The 16,570-nt window shown below is 65.4% G+C and carries 11 protein-coding genes; 3 read left to right on the top strand and 8 right to left on the bottom strand.

Annotation, left to right across the window (positions count from 1 at the left end; all coding sequences use genetic code 11):
• Positions 1–185: 185 nt before the first annotated feature.
• Positions 186–1,583, bottom strand: a complete 1,398-nt coding sequence (locus tag ACOOE1_RS18970; RefSeq protein WP_420403769.1) for a dipeptidase — start codon at positions 1,581–1,583, stop codon at positions 186–188.
• 141 nt (positions 1,584–1,724) lie between these two features.
• Between ACOOE1_RS18970 and ACOOE1_RS18975 the strand changes: the two genes are divergently transcribed.
• The 3 genes from ACOOE1_RS18975 to ACOOE1_RS18985 all read left to right on the top strand — a co-directional run bounded on the left by ACOOE1_RS18975 (position 1,725) and on the right by ACOOE1_RS18985 (position 6,773).
• Positions 1,725–2,582 carry an isocitrate lyase/PEP mutase family protein gene (locus ACOOE1_RS18975; RefSeq protein WP_420403770.1) on the top strand — a complete coding sequence of 286 codons (858 nt, stop codon included), beginning with the start codon at positions 1,725–1,727 and terminating at the stop codon, positions 2,580–2,582.
• A 92-nt stretch (positions 2,583–2,674) separates the two neighbouring features.
• On the top strand, positions 2,675–5,581 hold the full coding sequence (locus ACOOE1_RS18980) for an FAD-binding and (Fe-S)-binding domain-containing protein (protein WP_420403771.1): 2,907 nt from the start codon (positions 2,675–2,677) through the stop codon (positions 5,579–5,581).
• 22 nt (positions 5,582–5,603) lie between these two features.
• Entirely contained in the window at positions 5,604–6,773 is a 1,170-nt protein-coding gene (locus tag ACOOE1_RS18985) for a pyridoxal-phosphate-dependent aminotransferase family protein (protein ID WP_420403772.1), read from the top strand.
• Positions 6,774–6,791: 18 nt separating this feature from the next.
• Here the strand turns inward: ACOOE1_RS18985 and ACOOE1_RS18990 are convergent, their stop codons facing one another.
• The 7 genes from ACOOE1_RS18990 to ACOOE1_RS19020 form a co-directional block, all read right to left on the bottom strand.
• Positions 6,792–8,225 (bottom strand): ABC transporter substrate-binding protein, encoded by a 1,434-nt coding sequence (locus tag ACOOE1_RS18990; protein WP_420403773.1) that lies wholly within the window; start codon positions 8,223–8,225, stop codon positions 6,792–6,794.
• Between the two features lie 78 nt (positions 8,226–8,303).
• Positions 8,304–9,608, bottom strand: a complete 1,305-nt coding sequence (locus tag ACOOE1_RS18995; protein WP_420403774.1) for an HlyD family type I secretion periplasmic adaptor subunit — start codon at positions 9,606–9,608, stop codon at positions 8,304–8,306.
• On the bottom strand, positions 9,605–11,335 hold the full coding sequence (locus ACOOE1_RS19000) for a type I secretion system permease/ATPase (protein WP_420403775.1): 1,731 nt from the start codon (positions 11,333–11,335) through the stop codon (positions 9,605–9,607). The genes ACOOE1_RS18995 and ACOOE1_RS19000 overlap by 4 nt, the downstream gene beginning before the upstream one ends.
• Positions 11,336–11,338: 3 nt before the next feature.
• Positions 11,339–12,319: a calcium-binding protein gene (locus tag ACOOE1_RS19005; protein ID WP_420403776.1), complete on the bottom strand. Its 981-nt coding sequence runs from the start codon at positions 12,317–12,319 to the stop codon at positions 11,339–11,341.
• Between the two features lie 40 nt (positions 12,320–12,359).
• Positions 12,360–14,756 (bottom strand): glycosyltransferase, encoded by a 2,397-nt coding sequence (locus ACOOE1_RS19010; RefSeq protein ID WP_420403777.1) that lies wholly within the window; start codon positions 14,754–14,756, stop codon positions 12,360–12,362.
• Entirely contained in the window at positions 14,753–15,565 is an 813-nt protein-coding gene (locus tag ACOOE1_RS19015; RefSeq protein WP_420403778.1) for a hypothetical protein, read from the bottom strand. The genes ACOOE1_RS19010 and ACOOE1_RS19015 overlap by 4 nt, the downstream gene beginning before the upstream one ends.
• Positions 15,566–15,789: 224 nt before the next feature.
• A complete protein-coding gene (locus ACOOE1_RS19020; RefSeq protein ID WP_420403779.1) occupies positions 15,790–16,536 on the bottom strand; it encodes an aldolase in 747 nt (248 codons plus the stop codon).
• Between the last annotated feature and the right edge of the window lie 34 nt (positions 16,537–16,570).

The following is a 16,570-nucleotide window of genomic DNA, read 5'->3' on the forward strand; positions in this document are numbered from 1 at the left end:
GACAGCGCAAAACGCGCGGCGATACGTCGTCGTCGCGGGTTTGCTCGTCGCAGCTCTCTGGCCTTCGTGATCATCGTGATCCGTGTCCCATGTCGGACTTCGCAGATACTGTATATCTCTCGGACACTCCAGCGAAAAATGCGCTGCGGATAGATATCCGCAGCGCTGTTCCGCCATGAGCGTTGCTACCTCTTGATTTCCGCCAGCCGCGCCATGATCGCCGCGTTGGAGCGGATGCCGCGGTGGTAGCAGACCAGCTCGAACTTCTCGTTCGGACTGTGAACCCGGTCGTCCTCGAGCCCGAAACCGACCAGCAGGCTGTCGATGCCGAGCAGGTCCCTGATCGAGCCGACCGCCGGGATCGAGCCGCCGCAGCCGATCAGCAGCGCGTCGGTCTGATACTCGTCCTTGAGACCCGCGAGCGCGGACTGCAGATAGGGCGAGTCCGTCGGCACCCGGCGCGCCGGGAAGCCGCTCGCATGGACGATCTCCAGCGTGAAGTCCTCGGGCAGCCGTTCGGCGACGAAAGCCTTCAGGCCGGCGATGATCTTCTCCGGATCCTGGTCCGGCACGAGGCGGCAGGTGATCTTGGCCGAGGCCTCGGCCGCAATTACGGTCTTGCCGCCCGGCTCCTGGTAGCCGCCGGTGATGCCGTTGATGTCCAGCGTCGGTCGCGCCCAGAGCCGCTCCAGCGCCGAATAGCCTTTCTCGCCGCCCGGCGTCGAGAGACCGATCTCGCCGAGAAAGGCCTTCTCGTCGAAGCCGAGTCCTTCCCACTGCTTCAGCTCGTTATCCCCGACCGCGAGCACGTCGTCGTAGAAGCCTTCGATCCGGATCCGGCCGCTCTCGTCGTGGAAATCGCCGAGGATCCGGGCCAGGAGATTGATCGGGTTGATCACGCCGCCGCCATACATGCCGGAATGGAGGTCCCGGCTCGGGCCCTTGATCTTCACCTCGATGGAGACGATGCCGCGCAGCATGTAGGTGATCGCCGGCTGGTCGACGGACCACATGCCGGTATCGCAGACGACGCAGGCATCGGCCTTGAGTTCGTCTTTGTTGGCGATCATGAAGGGCTCGAGGCTCTCGCTGCCGCTTTCCTCCTCGCCCTCCAGCAACACGGTGACGCCGATCGGCAGGGCACCGTGGACGTCCATCCAGGCGCGGAAGGCCTCGATGAAGGTCATCACCTGGCCCTTGTCGTCCACCGCGCCGCGGGCGACGATCCGCTTGCCGCGTTCGGCCTCGACAATGGCGGGCTCGAACGGCTCGCTGTCCCAGAGCTCGTAGGGATCCGCCGGCTGCACGTCGTAGTGGCCGTAATAGAGGATATGCGGCGCGCCTTCCGGGCCCTTCATATGACCGACCACCATCGGGTGCTTTGCGGCGTCGCGCACGGCGGCGTCGAAACCGATCTCTTTCAGCTGCTGCGCCATCCACCCGGCGGCACGGCGAACGTCCGGGTCGTATTTCGGGTCGGTGCTGATGCTGGGGATGCGCAGGACGTCGACGAGACGTTCGACGGATTGATCGAGGCCGGCATCGATGCGGTCGAGTACGGGGGCGAGGAGATCCTTGGGCATGGGTCACCTTGGTTGAATTGAGGGCAATCCGCGCAGAGAGTTTTTTCCGTCAGTGGAAAGGGCGAGGATTGATCCTTGGCAGTCTGGCTCGCTATCGTGCGGCAAACAAGGGGTCGAACCCAGAGATCGAGAGGAGACGCCGTGACGCGGCTGATGGATCTGATTGCGCCGGGCAAGCTGCTGATTGCGCCGGGTATCTTCGACGGCATTTCCGCCCGCATCGCCGACGAGTTCGGTTTCGAGGCGCTCTACATGACGGGCTACGGCGCGGTCGGCTCTCATCTCGGTCTGCCGGATGCGGGGCTCGCCAGCTACACCGACATGGTCGGAAGGGTGAAGGTGCTGGCCGACACGGTCTCGGCGCCGCTGGTGGCGGACGGAGATACCGGGTATGGCGGGTTGCTCAACGTGCAGCACACGGTGCGCGGCTACGAGCGCGCGGGTGCCGCGGGGATCCAGCTCGAGGACCAGGAATTCCCCAAGAAGTGCGGCCATACGCCGAACCGCAGGGTGATCCCGCTGGAGGACATGGTCGAGAAGATCAAGGTCGCGGCGGAAAGCCGGGACAGCTCCGACTTTGCCATCGTCGCGCGCACCGACGCGCGGACCAATTACGGACTCGACGAGGCCCTGCGCCGTGGCGAGGCTTTCGCCAAGGCCGGCGCGGACGTGCTCTTCATCGAGGCGCCGGAATCGGTCGAGGAGATGGAGAAGATCTGTTCCAGCTTCGACAAGCCGCTGCTGGTCAACGTGGTCGAGGGCGGCAAGACGCCGGTCCTGAGCGCAGAGGAATATACCAAGCTCGGATATTCCATGGCGATCTATCCGGGCACCGGTTTCCTCGCCATGGGCGCCGCGCTCCGTTCCGTCTACGGCCGCCTGAAGGAGACCGGCTCCAGCCTCGGCGCGTCGCAGAAACTGGATGATTTCGGCGCCTTCTCCCGTACTATGGGTTTCGGCGACGTCTGGGATTTCGAGAAAGCCCACGCGCGCGACTGACAGTTCCGGCATGCTGCCGCATCGTGGAAGTCGATTTGTCATGGTGGAAATAGCCGCCAGACTTTGCGCATCGATGATTTCTGGAGCTAACGATGGCCGCCGTGTCGTCTCATGACGAGTCTCTGGCCGCGCGCCTGAACCGCGCACTCGAAGGGGAAGTGCTCTTCGACCGCTTCTCGCGCGGGCGTTATTCGACCGATGCCTCGATCTATCAGGTCGAGCCGGTCGGCGTCGTCGTGCCCCGGAGCCAGGAAGACCTGATCGCGGCGATGGAGATCGGCCGGGAGGCCGGTGTTTCCCTGCTGCCGCGCGGCGGCGGTACCAGTCAGTGCGGCCAGACCGTGAACCATTCGCTGGTCATGGATTGCTCGAGGCATCTGAACCGCATCATCGAGATCGATGCGGAGAACATGCGCGCCGTGGTCGAGCCGGGGATTGCGCTCGATCATCTGAATGCGGCGCTGAAGCCCTATGGTCTCTTCTTCCCGGTCGATGTCTCGACCGCGAGCCGCGCCACCATCGGCGGCATGACGGCGAACAATTCCTGCGGCGGGCGCTCGATCCATTACGGGATCATGGTCGACAACGTGCTCTCCATCGATGCCGTGCTGCCGACCGGCGAGCAACTCCATTTCGGCCCGGTTCCGGGCAATCTCGGCGCTTTCGAGGCGGAGCCGCGCTATCGCGACCTGGTGCAGGAGATGCGCGCCATCGCCGGCCGCGAGGCGGCCGAGATCGCGGCGAAGTTCCCCAAGCTGATGCGCCGGGTCGGCGGCTACAACATCAACACGGTCAATCCCGCCGGGCACAACATGGCGAGCCTGCTGGTCGGCTCCGAGGGCACGCTCGCTTCCTTCCGGCAGATCGAACTGAAGCTGCATCGCATCCCGACCCACCGGGTCATGGGCGTCTGCCATTTCCCGACTTTCTACAAGGCGATGGACGCGACCCAGCATATCGTGAAGCTGAAGCCGCACGCGGTCGAACTGATCGACCGCAACATGATCGAGCTTGCGCGCGAGATCCCGATCTTCAGGCCGATGATCGCCGAATTCGTGAAGGGCGAGCCGGACTCGGTACTGGTGGTCGAGTTTGCCGGGGAGGATCACGCCGCATGTGTCGCCCGGCTTCGCGAACTCGAGGTGCTGATGGCCGATCTCGGCTATCCGGACGCCGTGGTGGACGCGACCGATCCGAAGTTGCAGGCGACCATCGGCGAGGTGCGGCGCCAGGGTCTCAACATCATGATGTCGATGAAGCAGGCGGGGAAGCCGGTTTCCTTCATCGAGGATTGCGCGGTGCCGCTGGAGGATCTGGCAGAGTTTACCGACCGGTTGACGCAGGTCTTCGAGACGCACGGCACGCACGGGACCTGGTACGCCCATGCTTCGGTCGGCTGTCTGCATGTCCGCCCGGTGCTGAACATGAAGGACGAGGGCGACGTGAAGCGCATGCGCGCGATCGCCGAAGCCGCCTTCGACATGGTTCGGGACTACAAGGGGTCGCATTCCGGCGAGCATGGCGACGGCATCGTCCGCTCCGAGTTCCACGAGAAGATGTTCGGCAAGCGGCTGGTTCAGGCCTTCGGCGATGTGAAGACGGCGTTCGACCCGGCCTGCATCATGAATCCGGGCCGCATCGTTGACCCGCCGAGAATGGACGACCGCTCGCTCTTCCGCTTCAAGCCAGGTTACGCGCCGATCAAGCTCGACACGGCGCTCGACTGGTCCGAATGGGGCGGGTTCTCCGGTGCGGTCGAGATGTGCAACAACAACGGCGCCTGCCGCAAGCGCGATGCTGGCGTGATGTGCCCGAGCTTCCGCGCGACGGGGAACGAGAAAGACCTGACCCGCGGCCGTGCCAACACTCTGCGCCTCGCGCTCTCCGGGCAGCTTGGCCCAGAGGCGCTTGTTTCGGAAGAGATGAAGGAGACGATGGAACTCTGTGTCTCCTGCAAAGGCTGCAAGCGGGAATGCCCGACCGGCGTCGACATGGCGCGGATGAAGGTGGAGTTCCTGCATCACTTTACAAAGAAGCATGGTTTAGGCCTGAAGGACCGCTTGATCTCCTACCTGCCGCGCTATGCGGAGGCAGCCTCGCGGTTTTCCTATCTGGCCAATGCACGTGACGTGCTGCCGGGTCTGAAGGGCCTGTCCGAATGGCTGCTCGGCTTCAGCGCGAAACGCAGTCTGCCGGTCTGGAGCGACTCGCCGTTTTCCGGCGCCGAAACGGAGGACGCCGATCCGGACGAAGGCGAGGGGCGCGATGTGGTGCTGCTGAACGATACCTTCAGCACCTATTTCGAACCGGAGAACCTGCGCGCTGCGCTGCGCGTGCTTCAGCGCCTGGGCTACCGGGTCCACGTCGTCGATCCGCGCTCGGAGGGCGGGCGTCATCTCTGCTGCGGGCGCACCTTTCTCGCCTCGGGCCTCGTCGACGAGGCGAAGGCGGAGGCCCGCCGGATGATCGCGGCCTATCTGCCTTATGTCCGCCGCGGCATTCCGGTGGTCGGACTGGAACCGTCCTGCCTCTTTACCCTGCGGGACGAATTCAAGGCCATGCTGCCGGGCGCCGAGACCGATCTCGTCGCCGAGCACGCGCTGCTGTTCGAGGAATTCATCGCCCGCGAGCGGCAAGCCGGCAACATCGCCGCCAGCTTCAAGCCGGTCGCAAAGAAGGCGCTGGTGCATGGCCATTGCCACCAGAAGGCCTTCGCCGCCATGGGCGCGGTGGAGAGCGCGCTGCGCCTCGTGCCGGAGATGGAGGTCGAGGTGATCCAGTCGAGCTGCTGCGGCATGGCCGGCGCCTTCGGCTACGAGAAGAAGAACCAGGAGGTCTCCATGGCGATGGCGGAGCGTGATCTGCTTCCCGCCGTGCGCGCCGCCGACGGCGAGACCGTACTCGTCGCCGACGGCACCTCCTGCCGCCACCAGATCAAGGACGGTGCCGCCCGCGAGGCGGTGCATGTCGCCACCATCCTGGACCGCGCACTGGCGTGAGTCCGATTGAGGGAGAATTCGAATGACCTACAAGTCCGGCCCCCATTTCCTGCAGATTCCGGGTCCGAGCCATGTCCCCGGCCGGATCCTGCGCGCCATCGAGCAGCCGACCATCGATCATCGCGGTCCGGACTTCCAGGCGCTGGCGAAAGAGGTGCTGGCCAAGGTGAAGCCGATCTTCAAGACCGAAAGCCCGGTGGTGATCTTCCCCTCCTCGGGCACCGGCGCGTGGGAAGCGGCTCTGGTCAACACGCTCACGCCCGGCGACAAGGTGCTGATGTTCGAGACCGGTCAGTTCTCCACGCTCTGGTGCGAACTCGCGACCCGGATCGGCCTGGTTCCGGAACTGATCACTGGCGACTGGCGCCACGGCGTCGATGCGGCCGCCATCGAGGCGAAGCTGGTCGAGGACAAGAGCCACGAGATCAAGGCGGTATGTGTTGTCCATAACGAGACCTCGACCGGGGTCACCTCGAACATCGCCGCCGTGCGCAAGGCGATCGATGCGGCGAACCATCCGGCGCTCTTTCTGGTCGACACCATCTCCGGCCTGGCGTCGGCCGACTACCGGCACGACGAATGGGGCGTGGACGTAACCATCAGCGGCTCGCAGAAGGGCCTGATGCTGCCGCCGGGGCTCGGCTTCAACGCGGTCGGACCCAAGGCAATGAAGGCGGCGGAGAGTGGCGGCATCAACCGCTCCTACTGGGACTGGAACCACCAGGTCGGAATGAACCGGGACGGCTGGTTCCCCTATACGCCCGCCACTAACCTGCTCTATGGCCTGAAAGAAGCCTGCGACATGATCATGGAGGAGGGGCTGGACAACGTCTTCGCGCGCCACGAGCGCTGGTCCGAAGCGACCCGCCGCGCGGTCAAGACCTGGGGACTGGAGGTGCTCTGCCAGAATGCCGAGGAGCATAGCCCGGTGCTGACCGCCGTCGTCATGCCGGAGGGACATGACGCGGACAAGTATCGCGAGGTGGTGCTCGACAAGTTCGACATGTCGCTGGGCTCCGGTCTCGGCAAGGTGAAGGGACGGGTCTTCCGAATCGGCCATCTCGGTTACTTCAACGACCTGATGCTGATGGGAACCCTCTCCGGCGTCGAGATGGGCCTCGCGGTCGCGGGCGTGCCGCACACCAAGGGCGGCGCCCAGGCGGCGATGGACTACCTCACGGGGAACGCCTGACACGCCTGACCGGGCGCATTACGGCAGGGTCGTTACGTCCAGTACCCCGTCGGCGCGCATCCGCCAGTCCGGATGGGTGCCGGCAAGGGCGGCCGTGAATGTGTGATGATAGAGCGTGAGCCAGGGCGGGTCCTTGCGCAGGGCCGCGTAGCTTTGCCTGTGCAGGGCCTCGCGGGCGGCGGGATCGACCGTTGACCGCGACCGGTCCAGCAATGCCTCCACCGCTTCGTTCCGGTAGCCCTCCCACCAGGAGCCGCGGACCCGACTGTCGATCTTCTCGTAGAGCACCCGGAAGGTGCTCATCGGGCTGGAATCGAAGACGCACATGTCATGGATCTTCTTGTCCCTGACCTGCTCGGCATAGGCGACCCGGTCCGCGACCTCGTGAACGGTCACCGAGACCCCGACCTCTGCCAGCTGGCGCGCGAGTGCGGCCGTGAGCGCCTGCGCCTCGTCCGGAAGGCGAGTCGGGCAATCGATTTCGATGGCGAGGCCGTCACCGTACCCGGCATCCTTCAGCAGCTTTGCCGCGGTTTCCCGATCGGGCGCGATATCTTCCGGTTCCGGTGCAGCGCCGGCATGAAAGCGGCTGACGAACCCGCCGAGCGGACTGCCCGCGCCGCCGAGCACTTCGGCGATCAAGGCTCTCCGGTCGACGGCGAGATTGACCGCGCGTCTGACCGTCGGATCCGCGAACGGACCGCGCGCGGCATTCAGCAGATAGATGATCGAGGTCGGATCGATATAGTCGTGACAGGTGACGTCGCCGACGATTGCGGCCGCGTCCGGCGGCGAGAGCCGGGTAGCCACCTGCGCTTCTCCCAGTTCGAGTGCACGCGCCCGATCCGCCGCATGCGGAACCTGCCGCCAGATCAGCCGCCGTTCCGGCAGGGCACCACCCCGCCAGTCCGGGTTCGTAACCATCCGGATCTCATTTCCGCCGGTCCCGCTCTCGAAACGATAGGCGCCGCTACCGACCGGATGGTCGAGGAAACCGGCTTCGTCCGCGAGATGCGGCGGGAGTGCATAACCGGAGATCAGCACGTCGAGAAGGTCGGCGCAGGGCTCCCTGGTCTCGATAGTCAGGGTCATCGGGTCCGGGGCGGCGATCGTCGCGCCCCCGAGATACTGCCCCCAGACTGCCGGCGCCCCGAGCGTGGCGCCGATCTCCGGCCGCTGCATGCGCGTGATGGAGAAGCGCATGGCCTCGGCATCCAGTGGGCTGCCGTCGTGAAAGCGGAGGCCCGGCCGGAGCCGGAACCGCCACTGCCGTGCGTCCTCGGAGAGCTCCCAGCTTTCTGCAAGCGCCGGGATGTACCGGCCGTCCGGAGCTCTCCGGATCAGCGCATCGAACAGCGCTTCAAGCAGTGCCAGAGTATCGGAATTGTCGGTGCAGTCCTGCGGGTCGACCAGCTGGAGCCGGGATTGCAGGATCACGATTTCCTTGGTCATCGCATCTCTCCCTCCTGTCAGCATAGAAGCTTGTTCCGCCGTTGCGGAGAGGGAATGCCGAATATTGCGGCGTGCCCGTCAGGGTTCGCGGAAGCCGCGAAAGAGCTGCTGGGTCACCGGTCCAAGGACATAGTCTGCGGCCGTCCGTCCCTCGGTCAGGAGCGCGACGACGGCCGACATGCCGACCTTGAGATCCTCTCTTGGGCCGGCGCCGTCGAATCGAAGCCGGATTTCGTAATGCTGCTGCCTGGTGGCCGGATCCTGCAGCAGATCCGCAGAGACCCGTATGACGCGCGCGGGCAGCGGAGGGCGGTCGCGCCAGCGGAATGCGCCGATGCGGATCTCGGCGAGCTGGCCGCGAAAGACGGAGGCAATGTCTCCGGCCCGCACCCGGGCATCGACCACCAGTTCGTCCGCGCGCGGCACAATGCTGAGAACCGTCTCGCCCGGTGCGACCACGCCACCGATGGTGTGGAAGGCAAGATCGACCACTTCGCCCGCGACGGGTGCACGAAGCTCGGTGTTGCGCAGCTGGTCCCGCGCGCCCTTCAGTTGCTGGCGCAGGATGGCGATCTCGTTCGAGGCCTCCGTAAGGGCCTCGGCCTGACCGCTCTGCCACTGATGGCGGAAGGCGTCGAGATTGAGCTCGGCGGCGGCGAGATTTTCCTTGGCCTGCGCGATCCGGCGGCGCAGGGCGTTGCGCTCGCCGATCAGGCTCTCTCGCGCGCGCTTCAGGGCGAGCAGCCGCGGTTTTCGCTCCAGCCCTTTGCCAAGCAGGGTCTCGACGTCCGCGGTTTCCTCTTCGATCATCGGCAATTGCCGGTCGACGGAATGCAGTTCCTCGACCAGAGAACCGGCTTCTTCGCGAAGCTCGGCGATCCTGCGCTCCAGCACCCGTTCCTTGCCGGCGCGCTCGCGCTCCGAAGCGGCGAAGAGGGTCGCTTCGATTTCAATGACGCGGGCGCCTTCCGGCGCTGCGCCCGCGGCGGACAGGTCTTCCGGCCAGTCCGGGGTCTCGGCACCGCGCAGGCTGGCGGTGAGACGCGCCCGGCGCCCGAGGGACTGCAGCAGCCGGTCGCGGATGATGTCGTGTTCGCTCCATGCCTGGGCCGGATCGAGCCTGAGCAGGGGCTGTCCCGCCGTGACGTTCTCGCCTTCGGAAACAAGGATATGCGCGATGCGTCCGCCTTCGCGGGTCTGGATCTGCTTGCGGTAGGACTGCACCACGACCCGTCCGTCCGCGAGGACCGCGGCATTGATCGGGACCAGCCGGCTCCAGGACAGAGCACCTAGCAGGAAGAGAGCGACCGCCGCCAGCGCCCAGAGCGCGATGGGCCCGATCCGCGGGCCCGTAGCGTCGCCGGTTGCGGGTAGCGGGGTCATGGAGGTGCTGCCGCGACCGGTGTCCCCTCTGTCGCCGCCGCCAGCGATGCCGGCGTGGCGCGCGGTGCCACAACCCTCGCAACCGCCCCCTGGTCGAGCAGCGCCACCTGGTCAGCGGCTTCCAGCATCTCCATCCGATGGCTTGTCGCGACCACGAGGCGTCCGCGGTCCGCCAGCCATCTCAGCGTCGCGGTCAGCGAGCGGAGCGCCGTCCGGTCGAGACTGGCATCAGGTTCGTCGAGCAGGATCAGCGCGGGATCGCCATAGAAGGCGCGGGCGATGGCGAGCTGCTGGCGCTGGCCGCCGCTGAGCAGCGCGCCGCAGGTCGCGAGTTCGGTGTCGTAGCCCTTGGGCAGGCGGCCGATCGTCTTGTGGATGCCCGCAAGCTTCGCCGCCTTGATGACGGCATCCGGCGAGTCTTCCGCAAGTCTGGCGATGGCGCTGCGCACGGTCGGGCCGAAGAGTTCGAGCGATTGCGGCAGATAGCCGATGTGGCGGCCGAATTCCTCCCGGTTCCAGCTGTGCGTGTCGTGACCGTCGACCGTCACCGCGCCGGCCGTCGGCTGCCAGAGGCCGGCGATGAGCTGGAGCAGGGTCGTCTTTCCGGCCGCGGCCGCCCCTGCGATGCAGACGAACCTGCCGAACTCCAGATGCAGCGAAACGCCCCGAACCACGGGGTGATTGGCGCCCGGAGGAACGAAGAACACCCTCTCGAGATCGAGCGCTTCGCGGGGCTTCGGCAGGGAAACGGACGTCCGTTCCATCCGCGGCGGCGCCTCGAATGCGGCGGTCAGACGGCGCAGGGCGGATGCGGCGGCGATCCACTGCCGCCAGCGGTCCAGAATCTGTTCCAGCGGGGCGAGAGCGCGGACCAGGATGATGGATGCCGCAAGCAGGGACCCGATGCCGGCCGACTGCTCGATGACCAGCAGCATCCCGCCGCCGAATACCGCCAGTTGCAGACTCATGCGCATGCCCTTGGCGATACTGGTCGAAATCGCATGCCGGTGCGTGCCCTGCATCGCCGCCGCGATCATGGCGGCGTTTTGCCGGTGCCAGCGTCTGGCGAGGCGGCGCAGCATACCCATTGCCTCCAGGGATTCCCCGTACCGGAGCGCATTGCCGATTTCTCGGTAGGCCGCCGCGGCCCGCTCTCCGCTCTCCCGCGCCGGCTGCCGGGTCAGCAGATCGTTCGCGGCCGCCAGCAGCAGCAGGGCCGCACCGGCAGCGAGTCCGAGCCAACCGAAATAGGGATGAAGAAGGAAAAGCGCGAAGAAGAACATCGGCGCCCAGACAAGGTCGAGACCTGCTGTGAGCGCGCCGCCGGCGATGAAGTCGCGCAACTGCGCGATATCCTTGAGCAGTTCCGCCGGATCGGCGCGTCCGCCGAGGGACCGGGTCGCGATTGGCTCCAGCGCATGGTCGCCGAGCCTGACTGCGAGCCATGCCGAGAGACGCTGGTAGATGCAGCTCCTGAGATAGTCGAGCACGCAGAACAGCAGAACGGCGCCGAAGGCGAGAACGGACAGGCCGGCGACGGTCGCGACGCTCCCGCTCGTCGTCACGCCGGAGAACAGCTTCAGCATGTAGAGCGGCGGGATGAACATGGTGAGCGAGATGGCGAAGCTGAGCGCCAGGGCGAGCGTGAGCCCGGGCGCACATTTCGCAAGGATCGACCTGCAGTCCCATGCATGTCCGGGCGCGTCGCCGCTGCTCTCGATGCGCATCTGTCAGGTTACCGTGATGTAGGAGGAAATATCGCGGACCAGGTCCGTTGCGCTCAGACCGTCTATGGTGACGACATTGCCGTTTCCGAGGTCGATCACGGCATTTCCGGTTGCATCGCTGGAGATGCGCAGGGCGAGATCCGCCGCCTCCGTCACAGCGAGCCCGTTTATGTTCGCGGTGACGAGGATTCTGTCCGTACCTCCGACGAAATCGTAGATCACGTCCACCCCACTGTCGTTACGGAAGACGAACTGATCACCGCCGAGATTGCCGTGGAGCGCGTCATCGTCTTTGCCGCCCTCAAGGACATCTGCGTCTTGGCCGCCATAGAGCGTGTCGTTGCCGGCCCCGCCGAAGAGCGTGTCGTCCTGCTGGTTCCCGTAGACGACATCGGAGCCGATATTGCCATAGGCCACATCCGAGTCGCGGTTGCCCATCAGCATGTCGTCACCCGCACCGCCGGCGATCTCGTCGTTGCCCTGGCCGCCGAAGAAACTGTCGGCGCCGTCGTCCGAAGCGATGGTGTCGTCGCCGATATTGCCGTAGATGACGTCGTCGTGGGTGCCGCCGAAGATCGAGTCGTTGCCGCCGCCTCCGCGCAGCAGATCGTCCCCCACCCCGCCTGTCACTGTATCGTCGCCGCTGCCGCCCTGGATCTTGTCGCTTCCCCCGCCGCCCCGGATTCGCGCGTTGCCTTCACCCTGGATGATCAGGACCGAGCCCTCGGTCGCATCTGGATTGAGCAGGATCGAGACCTGCTGCCCGCCGGTAACATTCGCGGTCGCGAAGGGCATGGTGTCCGGAAGCAGGAACGGGGTCAGGCCATTGTTCCCCGCGTCGATGTCCGAAGCCGGAGCCTCGAAGCTCTCGATGGAGCGTTCCGCGACGCCGATATTGTCCAGGAAGTCCCGGATGAGCGTGCTCTGGTCCGCGTCGATATTGCTGTTCAGTACTGGGTCAAAGCCGCCCGGCAGCGATGCCATTTGTCCATCCCCCAATGCATTGCCGGTTCGTTGCCGGCTTTCATTGCCTGTGAGCCCCTCGAGGCGCCGCGAAATGCTGTGCCCCTGGTCTTGCTGTCCACGCGCCGCGATCTTTGCCGACGGTCGCGGGCCACGCCTTTCTGATCCGCGTGCTTCCCCGCGTCCCGGCATTGTCCGGGCAGCGGATGTCGGTGGTCCGTGCATACTCGTCCGCGAGGCCGGAGAGCTGGCGGATCATCTCCTCGACGCCGATCTGCAGCCCGCGCGAGGCGATCAGCTCGGAGACGACCATGTGCAGCAGCGTCCAGCGGTGATTGAGCTCGCGCCGCAGGTCTTTGAGATCGGTTCCCCGCGCGGCGGCTTCGCCCGAGCGGGGCGTCGCGGCCTCCGGAACGCCGGCCATCCGGTCGATCCGGGCTCTTGTGTCCTCATGCGCATAGGCCTGTCCCATGAGGGTCGCGAGCGTCCGGTATTTCGGATTGTTTTCCGCGGCCCGGAGATAGCGGTTCCGGATGACGGCATTGAAGGCGATATGCGGGTTGCGCGCAGCGATGTCGGAGTTCGCGTAGCTGTCCCCCGCAGTGGTATCCGAGCGGTGGTGATAGTTGGCGAGAGGCTTCGCCAGCACGCCGATATCGGCCTCCATCAGAAAGCGCAGATTGAAATCCCAGTCGCCGAGCACCGGCAGACTCTCGTCATAGCCGCCGAGTTTTTCCCACAGGGTGCGCCGGAAGAGAAAGGCGATCGGCGGAAACAGGTTGGCGACTGCCATTTCGGCGAGCTGGATGCTCGCGAGCCAGCCGTTGAACGGACGGCGCTCCTGTTCCCGCACCCGGCCGTCCCCGATCTCCTCGGCGATATAGGTGCTGTGCGTGACGACGCCGGCATATAGATCTTCGTGTTCAGAGAGAAAGGCGACGGCATCGGCAAGGAAATCGCACTCCCAGCTGTCGTCGTCGTCATGAATGACGATCAGATCCGAGCGGCTGGCGCGGATGCCGGCGTTGGAGGCGGCCTCCATGCCCTGGCTTTCCTCGAAGGAGCAGAAACGGATCCGGGCCGGATCGATGGCGGCATGCCCAAGGATTTCCCGCACCGGATCGGGGTCGCCGCCGTCATTGACGACGATCCAGTGGTAGTTCCGGTAGCTTTGTGACGCAACGCTGCGCGCAGCCCGCGCCAACAGCAGCGGGCGGTCCTTGGTTCGTGTCACGATGGCAACGGAGGGCTCCCGGTCCTTTACTGTCGGCGCACCTTTGCCGTGCAGCAGGCATTTCTGCGCGCGCTCCAGGCGCGTGCCGGAGAATTCCAGGGCAGCCTGACCGGCGGGCCAGAGCGCGTCTGCAACCCGTTGCGCCGCGCTGTCGCCGGGATGCCGGTTCTTCGCCGGTAGCAGGACCGCGACGGATCCCGCCCGTCCGAGGTCGAGCGATCGCGGTTTGTGGGCGAGCAGCGAGGCGGAGCTCCGGTCGGGGAACGCGATCATCCGCGACAGCTTTGTCAGGGATTTCTCGAAAGCGTCGCTGATATCCGATAGGCCGTCGCAAGCATGATCGCGGATATATTCGGCGACGCCGTCATAGACCGGATCCGCGAGCCGGCCTTCACTGATCCGGTTGTGCATGCCGTCGCGGACGGTCTTGATGTCTGCATTGTCGACGCGTTCGACAGACGGGAGGTTGGGTTCGAACAGACTCTCGATCAGATGCCGATGCCCGGCGAAGATCGATGACGGATCTCCGGGCCCCGGATACGGATTGTCGAAGATCAGGCCCGTCATCGCGGCGGCGCGCCTGCCGAGAATTTCAGCGCGGCCGATGCAGCCGAAATAAAGTCCGTGCCAGACCCGGTCGGTGAAGGTCTGCTCAAGCAGCAGTTGCTGGGTGCCGCGCCAGCCGGTATCGACGAGAATCAGACGGTCGGCCGATCCGGCAATGGTCTCGACATAGTCTCCAAAGATCCGCGCCTGCTGGCGGAGATGGCGGCGCATCCTCTCGGCAACCGGCGTGTCCGATTTGAGGAACTCGTGCAGCGGCTGCGACGGAACGCAGGGAATGGCGGACCCGGCACTGGCCGGGTGTTCGGCGCGGAGCACGGCGCGGACGATCGTGTCCAGGGATTCGCCGTCGAGTTCCGAGCCGAGAACTGTCATCGCCGCCGCCGGATCTACCCCGGAGGCGGCCTTGATCGCCATCAGGCGCGAGGAGCGGAACAGGTGCGCGTGCTTGGGCACTGCGGCGCCTCGTCGCCGGAGCCAGTTTTCATAGAGCGATTTCAGTCGCAGGCCGGCCCGCATCGCGAAGAGGATCCGGTCTGCGGCGGGATCCGTCTGGGACAGATGCGCATGCAGCTTCGCGAGATAGAGGTTGACGGGCGGGCCGAGCAGGCGGTGCCCGAGAGCCCGCAACTCCGCAGAGGTGATCCGGCGTTTTCTCATGGCACGAAAGCGATATCCCGGCGAAAACCGGCCGGCAGGCCGCGGCCTCCGCGGGAGATCTCCTCGAAGCTGTTGCGGCGGGCAGCCAGTTCCGCCGGGGGCAGGGGAACGTGCAGCGCCTGCCAGCCACGGCGTTTCGGACTGAGATAGTCGCTCTCGAGATTGTCGCCGATGTGAAGCGCGCGCTCCGGGGGGACACGGAAGGTCTGTTCGGCATGCGCGAAGAGGGTGCCGGCCGCCTTACTTCCGAAACCGTCCGCCGATGACAGGATCTTCGGCCGTCCGCCTGTTCGGCGGGTCGCACTGAAGATCCGGCGAACGCGATGACCTTCGAGGTAGGTGTCCGTCAGAAAAACCGTTCGCAAGGTCGGGAAACGGCGCCGGAGTGCCCCAAGCAGCGGGTTGACCTGCACGTCGGCGATTTCCGAGGCGAGTTCGTTCTCGATATAGGCCTTCTCAAGGTCGGGACGTTGAAGCAGGGCGCACACGGTCTTCGCGATTTCAGCGAATGTCGGGTCCCCGCCCTCCATATGAGGCCTGTTCATCCCGTAGGCGGCTCTTGCCGCTGCAATGCGTGCGAGAAATGCGTCGATGGCGGAGAAACCCGGATCGCCCTCCGTTTCGGAGACGATCCGGTGGAAGCGCGCGGCGGCGGTCCTGAACCGGGCCAGTTCCGATCTTTGTCTACGCAGGAGCGCCGTGTCGAAAATGTCGATCGACAGCAGCGAAATCCGGTGATCGGTCACGCATTCGGCGATTGTATCGAGAAGCGCGCCGCAGCCATTTGAAGCGGTGTAGAAGCTGCGCAATCCCGCGCTCTTCTCAAGTGCCTCAAGGTAAGGCGGCGGGCCCGCAATCAACGGTGTGGCCCGATTCCCCCCGATTTTCCCGTGCCCGTCCATCGTTCCCGGCTCCGTGCCGATGAGCCTTGCGGCTCAAGAGGAGCAGGAATGGTGCCACCATTCGATATGCAACGAAAGAGGGTAAATCGAATTTTGTTTTCTAAATAAGCCTGTACTCAGAAAGGGTTGCCTCAGTTCAGGAACTCGGGCTCTTCCTTTTCGAGCATGCGGCGGAGCGCCTTGAAATGGCGGTCGGCGACGCGGGCATTCTCGGTCGAGGCCTGCTGGCGGGTATGGGCGCGGGTCTCTTCCGGGATTGAGCGCAGTTTCTGGCCGGTCGATTTCGCCAGCACCTGGAATTTCGCCGCGCGTTCGAGATAGTAAAGATCGTTGAAGGTGTCCTGCACCGTCGGGCCGGTCGTGATCACGCCGTGGCAGGCGAGGAAGAGCACCGACTTGTTGCCGATTTTGCTCGCCATGCGCTTGCCCTCGTTCTCGTCGAGGGCGAGGCCGCCATACTCGTCGTCGTAGGCGATCCGGCCGTCGAACGCCAAGGCGTTCTGCTCGCACATCTCGAGCCGCCCACCCTCAAGCAGGGTGAGGGCGGTGGCATAGGGCTGATGCGTGTGCATGATGCAGACCGCGCTCGGCACCGCCTTGTGCATCTCGCTGTGAATGAAGAAGGCGGTGTCCTCGACGGTTTCCTCGCCTTCCAGGATGTTGCCCTCGCCGTCGCAGAGCACCATCGAGGAGGCGGTGACCTCCGACCAGTGCCAGCCGAACGGATTGATCAGGAAGCGGTTGCCGCGCATCACCCCGTCTTCGTCGGGCAGGGCGAGGGAAAAATGATTGTCGACGCCCTCGTTCAGGCCGTAACGGGCCGCCCAGCGCAGGGAACAGGCAAGATCGATGCGGGCTTGGCGGATGTCGGTGGTCATGCGGTCACTCCCTCGGCGTCGGCTTATCCGGAGA

Source organism: Nisaea sp., assembly GCF_965216895.1.
GTDB lineage: Bacteria > Pseudomonadota > Alphaproteobacteria > Thalassobaculales > Thalassobaculaceae > Nisaea.